The following is a 6,737-nucleotide window of genomic DNA, read 5'->3' as shown; positions in this document are numbered from 1 at the left end:
ATATATACTCGGCTTCATTTAAGCGGTGAAAACACTGTCGTTTATGGTGGGCATGTCAGTTTTCCACATGAGATGTTTTTTAGATTAAATATTTGTTGGATTTTTGTAAAACGGTGTCTTTTAGGGTTTGTGTGATCGATAAAGAGAGGAAAAGGGGTGTTTGGGCTTGTAAGCGCGTCATGTATAAGCGCGTATAGGGTACGTGAATAAAATATTTATAGGGGATTATAGTGCTTGCTTTACTCTGAGAAGAGTGCTAAGCGAATTTACCGCGCTGGTGGCGTGCTATCAAATTTGAAGAGTGGGAATTTTAAAAGTGGGGGAGTATCCGTATGATCGAAGATAAATCACAACACCAATCTGCCCATGAGGGAAATAAGGCTTTCGTATCACAGTCAGTGTTGGATCAATCGGCAACTTTCAAAAAATGGATGATGCTTTCAACAGGCGATTACGTCATCATTTTGTGTTTGGCTATCCTCTTGTTGGTGCTTTTTTCCGCGACTGTCTATATGGAGCCTTTGGAATTTTTTCATGTTATATCCAAAGAACAGCTCCAAGCACTGGGACAAACGAAACAAAAAAGTTTTCAGGAAATAATTCAGGAGAGCCTTGCACATCCTTTTAAAAATCCTATCATCGAGCATTTGCTTGATGCGGGGTGGAATAGTGTTTGGGCTTTTTTATGTTTCTTACCGCAAATGATTTTTTGTTTTCTTTTTGGTTTTTTTCCGCTCTTTTTTGTCTTTAACGCCATATTTAAACGGGATGTGAAGGAAATGATGAAGCTGTGGGAAACCTTGCCAGATCAGCAACAGCTAAACAACCAATTTCTGACAGAAGACTATAGGAGGGGAAAGTGACCGCTTCTTTAATCATTGGAATGTTGATCGCCGTAGGGACGGCAATTTTTATTTGTTCTGCAATTTTTATGGTATTCCTTTCTACCATGGTGACAATCGTTGCACTTTATTATTCGTTGATAAAACGGACAATCTTGTTATTGGTGACGCAGCGAAAATTAAAAAAGGGTGCAGCGCAGAATTTGAGGCATAATCAGGCAGAGGGTAGGGGACAGAATACAGTTCTTGCAACACAGTTCAGTGCCTTTTCTTTTCAAGAATCTTTGCTTCTCTCAAAAAAAGATTATTTTATGATCTTTTCTATCGCTTTCGTTATGGTTGCACTTTGCACAGGTGTTGTCGTTTTTTTAGCGTTTCTTCCAAAATCTGCAATTTTTTTGCACAATTACGTGCCTATTATAGTGCTTCACATTATTGATTTTGTCATGAAACTGCTGTTGTGGTTCTGGGTATGTATTGTTGTTTCTTTACCTGTCATTTTAATTCTCCATAGTTTCCTTCAGTATGGCGTGCAAGAAACAGTAAAGGAATTAGAAACATTTGTTTGAGCAGAGGATAAAAATGATGATTTCACATCAATGCGATAGGGAAAAAAAGGGAGCATTATGATGCAGCATTTGGCTTTTTTAGGGTTCGTTATCATTGCCATTTTAATGGTTATGGTCGTTGTTAGGCTTCCTTACTTGTTAATCAAGCATATGAGGTTATCTTTTAAACTCGCTCAAGGCTTGAAAAAGAGTACGACGCAACAAAAACAAGCCATACAACAATTGCGCAATGATCGGGGAGAAATGAAAAGACACAATCTCGTATTTAAGACCCTTGATGCGAAAATGCGCTTTCTTAACTTCAAAGAATCTCTGCCTTTTTCTTCAAAAGAATGTAAAATAATCTTTTTTATCCTTATTCTCTTTTCTGTTTTGCAATCTGCTTTCTCTATCGCAAATTTTGTATGGTGGAAAAATGATAGTGTTGCCTTTATTATACAGCTGTTGAGCCTTCTATGGTTAGGGATTTTTCTCTTTTCTCCGATCATTGGGATCATGTGCATAAAGTTAACGAGAAAATTAAACAAAATACTTCCACAATTGGAAGAAGCGATACAACAACGCGATCAGGCAATGCGTATGCAGAATGTGGAAGGGGGACAAAATGACGAGTAGTCTTATAACATTAATAGCCATTTCTTTCCTGTGTTTTATGCTTTTAAATGTTTTAATATGGGTGCCGATTTTTATCATTTATTACGTGTTTATCAAGCGTGCGCGGCTTTATTGTCGCGTGAAAAAGGAACTGAAATGTGTGCTTAATGAACGCGATATTGCCTTAAAACAGATCTCCCCAAAATAAAAAAGCAGCAGAATGTTTGATAAAAAACAGCTTTCTCTTGTTTGGCAAGACTATAAAAAAATATTTTATATTTCTACGGTCATAGTGACAGCTCCAATAGTTATAACGGTTGTCGTTCAGATATGGAGAGGAAGGGACTTTGTTTCTCTTGTTGTATTCGAGCCACTAGCATGGATGCTTGCCAGTGCTTTTTTATTCTTACCGATTGTTTTTATTATGCGTTTTATCGTGACACGTCAGTTGAAGAAAATGATAGGGCAATTGGAAGAAGAGGTTGAGCAGAAAAAAGCTCTCGTCATATTATACGATGTGAATGAGGGGAAAGTGAGCGAGGGGACAAAGTGAAGAAAGGCTTTTGTTTGAGTGGGGCTTTTGCTTGAGCGGGTGCGGTGACAAAGTGAAAGGATGCCATAAGCCTTGCCTTTGATATGTTCATTAAGGGGCATGGGGTGCACTTCTCGTTTTGTGCTTTTTTTATATTTGTGCTGTGTTTTGAAAAGAATTGAGGCTCTTGCTTGAGAGGGGCTCTTGTTTGAGCGGGTGCGGGGGCAAAGTGAAAAGAGGCTTTTTTTGGGTTTTACTTGCTGTTGGTGTTTTCTTTAAGAGAGAAAATCTTGTAACTTATTTTCTTTTTATCAAGTATAAAAATGTGTCTTACCAAGCGATATTGAGAGCGAAAAATCTATATTAAAGCACAAGATGCGGCGGTGGTGTTTGGGGCAGAAAAATCCATTTTCTGAGAAAATGGAGAGGCAAGGCGCATAAAGAAGGCGTGCCAAAAGTCCAAGTTTTTGATCAAGACGTTTTGCTCCATGGAAAGTGCAATAGTGCTTTTAAAGAGCTTGGGGTGGAGGGGAGAAATTGAAAGAAAAGGGGGGGACACCTATTTATTTACGAGACCGCGAGGGGCAGTTTCTCTTTCTGGATGAAAAAGGTTTTGTGCAATTTGATTATGGAATTTTGGGAGGCGCTGGTATACATGCTGCAGCTTGCCAAATATTAATCCTTATCATTTTGGGGTTTTGCTAGATTGACAACTGAGCTTTGAAGCAAAGGGGTGGATTTTAAGGCAAAGGAATTGAAAATTTTTGAGGAAAAGGTAAGCGCCCAGTGATTACACCGTGTGCTTGAGGAAGCTTTCGATAAGGGCAATGACTGAGGTTGATCTGGGAACGAGGTTGGTCTGGGAACGAGGTTGGTCTGGGAATGAGGTTGGTCTTGGCAGCGTGTTTGGGCTTTCAATAGAGCACCCTTCTTTGGGAAAAGAAAATTGTAGCCCCCCTCAGTTGACTTCTTATTTGCTGCGCACCCTTGGGGTTTTGGCATTGCTTGCTGATATTAACACTTGATAGCTTTCTCACAAAAGCTTTATGGAAGGTGAGAGGCTGGGCTTTGAAAAAAATATCAAAAAAGTCCATTTGGGCGGCTTTTTGGGTGGTTCAAATCGTCATAAAGACAAAGCAACTTCGTTACGATTTTTTTGCATCAGTTGGCTTCTTCTTTGCAAAGAAGCTTATCTTCCTGAAAATAAAAAGAGCAGTGATTAGAATTTTAGAGCCTCAGACCCAAATTTGTGCAATAGAAGAAGATATTTGTATGAACATTTAATCGACGAGAAAAGAGAAGCCTTAAGACAACAGAGGATACACTGTGCGTGATAAAAACATGATGTTTGAAGGTAATGGAAAAAAATGCAACTCTGATATTGTCTTTATAAAAGATGAGGGATACAAGCGCTTGATATTGATGAACCCTCATTCATTGTGAGGACGAAAGCTTCGGTTCATGAAAATGGCTTAAAAATTGAAACAAATGAGGGATAAAAAATGAGGGGCAATGGAAAAAATGCATCATTGGACGAAGAGCCACGGTCGTTTTCGCTTGAAGAAGCGTTTTTGACAAGCAAAAATTATAAAGTCATCTTTTGCATTGCTTTCATTATTAGCGCTTTTAAAGTGGCACTCGTTATATTTTTTGAGTGGGATTTGACAGAGTGGTCGAATTATATTCTGTTCATTTTAACATTAATATTGGGTTTTATATCAACGCTTCTTTTTGTGCTTATTCCTGTTGCCTTTGTGGTCCGCATCATTTTTACGCGTTTGTTGAAAAAAAAGATCAAGCAGTTGGATCAAGAAATCTGGCAGCGGAGCAAAACCGCTTCTCAACAAAACAGCGCGTGAAGGGTGGGGAAAATGATAGATATTATTGTTGTACTCTCGTGGGGTGTGGGCTTGACGCTTTTCACGCTGCTTTCTGCTGTGGTCACGATGTTCATTTGGGCATTGTATTATTCTACTTTCAAGCGGGTGAGACTGTATTGCCAAGTGACAAAAGAATTCAACCGCGTGCTTGAACAACCTATCGCTTTTGAGCCGTCTAGTGGAGCAACGCCGATGATTAAATCATCATCTGAGGTAAAAGAGTTTTCTCTGTCTGATGAGGAAATCCTAACGATGGAAAGTGCAACGGCGCTTTTAAAGAGTTTGGGGTGGAGGGTGGAAATTGAAGGAAAAGGGGATCATTTGGCCACCTATTATTTACCAGATCGTGAAGTGCAGTTTCTTTATAATGCTGAGAAGGGGTATCCGCGATTTGATTGTGCAATTGCGGTGGTTTCTGGTATCCATGCGGCGGCTTGCCAAACGATAGACCCTTATAATTCTGGAGGCTTGATTGCTCTCGAATTGAGTTTTGATGTGAAGGGGTTGGAAATTTTTGAAGAAAAGGTAAGTGCCCAGCATTTACGCTGTGCACTCGAGAAAGCTTTAGAAAAGGCAATGACAGAGGTTGATCTTGGCAATATGCTTCGCTCTCAATATCGCATCCTTCCTTGGGAAAACAAAGTTGTGGTCCCTCAGTTGGCTTCTTATTCGCTGCGCTATCTTGCAGCTTTGGCATTGTTGGGTGATGTTGAAACCTTACACGCTTATCACAAAAGCTTTCTGGAAGGTGAGAAACTGGGCTTTGAGACAAGCATCGAAGAGGAGCATCTGGAACGCGCGATGATAATCGCTAAGGCGGTAGAAAAGACAAAGCAACCCAGTTACGATTTGCTTCAACAGGCGGCAAAGGATTTTTCCATGGAGGTGGAGAGCTATGAATATTTTAGAGCCTCAGATCCTAGTTTGTGCAATAGAAGAAGAGATTCTTATGAAAAATTGATCGAGGAAAAAAGAGAAGAATTAAGACAACAGGGATATTTCGTTTACGAAAAGGACGCGATTTGTGAAGTTGATGGAAAAAACTATCGTCCTCATATTCTTTACATAAAGGATGGGGAGTTAGAATATATGGATGTAGAAATTAGGATTGATGAAAAAAATTATTGAGAAAAAATAAAGCGTTTAGATAAATTAAAAAGAGCTTAAACCTAAAAATAGAGCGTAAAAAGCGCGAAGTGTAAAAGCAGAGGGGATCAATGCAGGAGAAAAATGCGCCATTTGAAGAGTCTTTCTTTTCATTCAAAAAATTGACGGTGCCTTCAGTGGAAAGCCGTAAAGGGGTGGGGAGTTGTGAAATAATAGGGCGTTCCTTTTTCACTATGTTTTGCACATGTCTTATCATGATGGCTTTAGAAGTTCCTGCGGGTGCAAAGTCTCTGGTACAGCCGTTGCAGTGGATAAGATGGGAAGGAATTGGTTCTTTTATTTTTCTCTTGCCGGTGTTGATTTGGTTTTGTCTTCTTACACCTCTTCCTATTTTGTGGGGGCTGCGCTCCGTTAAAGAGCGTAAATTGGAAAAAATAAAGCAAAAATTGGAAGAAGAAATAAAGCAGCAGGAGATTAATCAATGAGGTTATACGCATGAGGAGTGAGGCCGCGGTTTTTATTTTGTTTCTGCCAATTGGATGTTTTCTTCTAAATGCAGTTACAGTTTTTGCTATTTTTGTGAATATGATTATTGTGGCGCCTTATTATTCTTTAATCAAGCGTTTGAGGCTCTATTACAGAGTGAAAAAACAAAGACGTTTGATGAAAGAACAGCCGCAGCATTTTTGTTTCTTTGAAAAAAGCGGAAAAGGGAAAGAGAGAGTGCCGCAAAACTTAGCACTAGAAACACAGATAAGTTCTCATTCGTTAAAAAAATGGCTCGCTTTTTCACGCAAAGATTATATCATCCACGCATGCCTCTCTTTCATTATTATGTTTTTCAAAGTTTATGTCTATGTGATTTTCTTTAAAGGGATCGATGAGATAGATGAGAGCAGATTTGAATATATTGCCATTCTCTTGTTTTTCTGGTTTTTTTTTATCGGTATGTATTTTTGCAACGATCCCTGTTGTTGTGATCCTTCGTGAAATTTTAACTCATCGATTGAAAAAGAAGATTCAGCAATTGGAAGAAGTGACTGAAGAAACCCAATAAATCAATTTATACCACACAAATCAATTTATAAAGAGAAGGGAATAAAATGCATTACGCAATGGCGGCAGCTTACACGCTGATTTTGATCATTCTGCTGGGGGGTATTTTTGATTTGTTCTTAACAATACCCATTGTGGCACTGTATATTTCTTTTAT

Annotated in this window: 11 protein-coding genes; all 11 read left to right on the top strand. The window is 39.0% G+C overall.

Features of this window, described 5'->3' with window-relative positions; all coding sequences use genetic code 11:
* Positions 1-332: 332 nt before the first annotated feature.
* The 11 genes from ACFIKE_RS07570 (at position 333) to ACFIKE_RS07520 (ending at position 6,581) form a co-directional block, all read left to right on the top strand.
* On the top strand, positions 333-863 hold the full coding sequence (locus ACFIKE_RS07570; RefSeq protein ID WP_375649030.1) for a hypothetical protein: 531 nt from the start codon (positions 333-335) through the stop codon (positions 861-863).
* On the top strand, positions 860-1,411 hold the full coding sequence (locus ACFIKE_RS07565; RefSeq protein ID WP_375649028.1) for a hypothetical protein: 552 nt from the start codon (positions 860-862) through the stop codon (positions 1,409-1,411). The genes ACFIKE_RS07570 and ACFIKE_RS07565 overlap by 4 nt, the downstream gene beginning before the upstream one ends.
* A gap of 57 nt (positions 1,412-1,468) precedes the next feature.
* On the top strand, positions 1,469-2,026 hold the full coding sequence (locus ACFIKE_RS07560) for a hypothetical protein (protein ID WP_375649026.1): 558 nt from the start codon (positions 1,469-1,471) through the stop codon (positions 2,024-2,026).
* 199 nt (positions 2,027-2,225) lie between these two features.
* Positions 2,226-2,558: a hypothetical protein gene (locus ACFIKE_RS07555; protein WP_375649023.1), complete on the top strand. Its 333-nt coding sequence runs from the start codon at positions 2,226-2,228 to the stop codon at positions 2,556-2,558.
* Positions 2,559-3,074: 516 nt separating this feature from the next.
* On the top strand, positions 3,075-3,242 hold the full coding sequence (locus ACFIKE_RS07550; protein ID WP_375649021.1) for a hypothetical protein: 168 nt from the start codon (positions 3,075-3,077) through the stop codon (positions 3,240-3,242).
* A gap of 122 nt (positions 3,243-3,364) precedes the next feature.
* Entirely contained in the window at positions 3,365-3,562 is a 198-nt protein-coding gene (locus tag ACFIKE_RS07545) for a hypothetical protein (RefSeq protein WP_375649019.1), read from the top strand.
* 43 nt (positions 3,563-3,605) lie between these two features.
* Positions 3,606-3,821, top strand: coding sequence for a hypothetical protein (locus ACFIKE_RS07540; protein WP_375649016.1), 216 nt, complete (start codon positions 3,606-3,608; stop codon positions 3,819-3,821).
* Between the two features lie 218 nt (positions 3,822-4,039).
* Complete coding sequence (locus ACFIKE_RS07535; protein WP_375626436.1) at positions 4,040-4,396, top strand: hypothetical protein; 357 nt, start codon at positions 4,040-4,042, stop codon at positions 4,394-4,396.
* A gap of 12 nt (positions 4,397-4,408) precedes the next feature.
* A complete protein-coding gene (locus tag ACFIKE_RS07530) occupies positions 4,409-5,545 on the top strand; it encodes a DUF6990 domain-containing protein (RefSeq protein ID WP_375649013.1) in 1,137 nt (378 codons plus the stop codon).
* Between the two features lie 89 nt (positions 5,546-5,634).
* Positions 5,635-6,009, top strand: coding sequence for a hypothetical protein (locus tag ACFIKE_RS07525; protein WP_375625327.1), 375 nt, complete (start codon positions 5,635-5,637; stop codon positions 6,007-6,009).
* A gap of 404 nt (positions 6,010-6,413) precedes the next feature.
* Entirely contained in the window at positions 6,414-6,581 is a 168-nt protein-coding gene (locus ACFIKE_RS07520) for a hypothetical protein (protein ID WP_375649010.1), read from the top strand.
* Positions 6,582-6,737 lie beyond the last annotated feature (156 nt).

Origin of the sequence: Bartonella sp. MU70NMGDW, from assembly GCF_042194085.1 — a bacterium.
GTDB classification, from domain to species: domain Bacteria; phylum Pseudomonadota; class Alphaproteobacteria; order Rhizobiales; family Rhizobiaceae; genus Bartonella; species Bartonella grahamii.
This window is presented reverse-complemented; position numbering and strand designations above follow the sequence as displayed.

Excerpts from the sequence above, each read along its gene's own strand:
- ACFIKE_RS07570 (WP_375649030.1), top strand. The coding sequence starts at position 333 with ATGATCGAAGATAAATCACAACACCAATCTGCCCATGAGGGAAATAAG.
- ACFIKE_RS07545 (WP_375649019.1), top strand. The coding sequence starts at position 3,365 with ATGACTGAGGTTGATCTGGGAACGAGGTTGGTCTGGGAACGAGGTTGG.
- ACFIKE_RS07520 (WP_375649010.1), top strand. The coding sequence starts at position 6,414 with ATGAGAGCAGATTTGAATATATTGCCATTCTCTTGTTTTTCTGGTTTT.
- ACFIKE_RS07555 (WP_375649023.1), top strand. The coding sequence starts at position 2,226 with ATGTTTGATAAAAAACAGCTTTCTCTTGTTTGGCAAGACTATAAAAAA.
- ACFIKE_RS07535 (WP_375626436.1), top strand. The coding sequence starts at position 4,040 with ATGAGGGGCAATGGAAAAAATGCATCATTGGACGAAGAGCCACGGTCG.
- ACFIKE_RS07525 (WP_375625327.1), top strand. The coding sequence starts at position 5,635 with ATGCAGGAGAAAAATGCGCCATTTGAAGAGTCTTTCTTTTCATTCAAA.
- ACFIKE_RS07560 (WP_375649026.1), top strand. The coding sequence starts at position 1,469 with ATGATGCAGCATTTGGCTTTTTTAGGGTTCGTTATCATTGCCATTTTA.
- ACFIKE_RS07530 (WP_375649013.1), top strand. The coding sequence starts at position 4,409 with ATGATAGATATTATTGTTGTACTCTCGTGGGGTGTGGGCTTGACGCTT.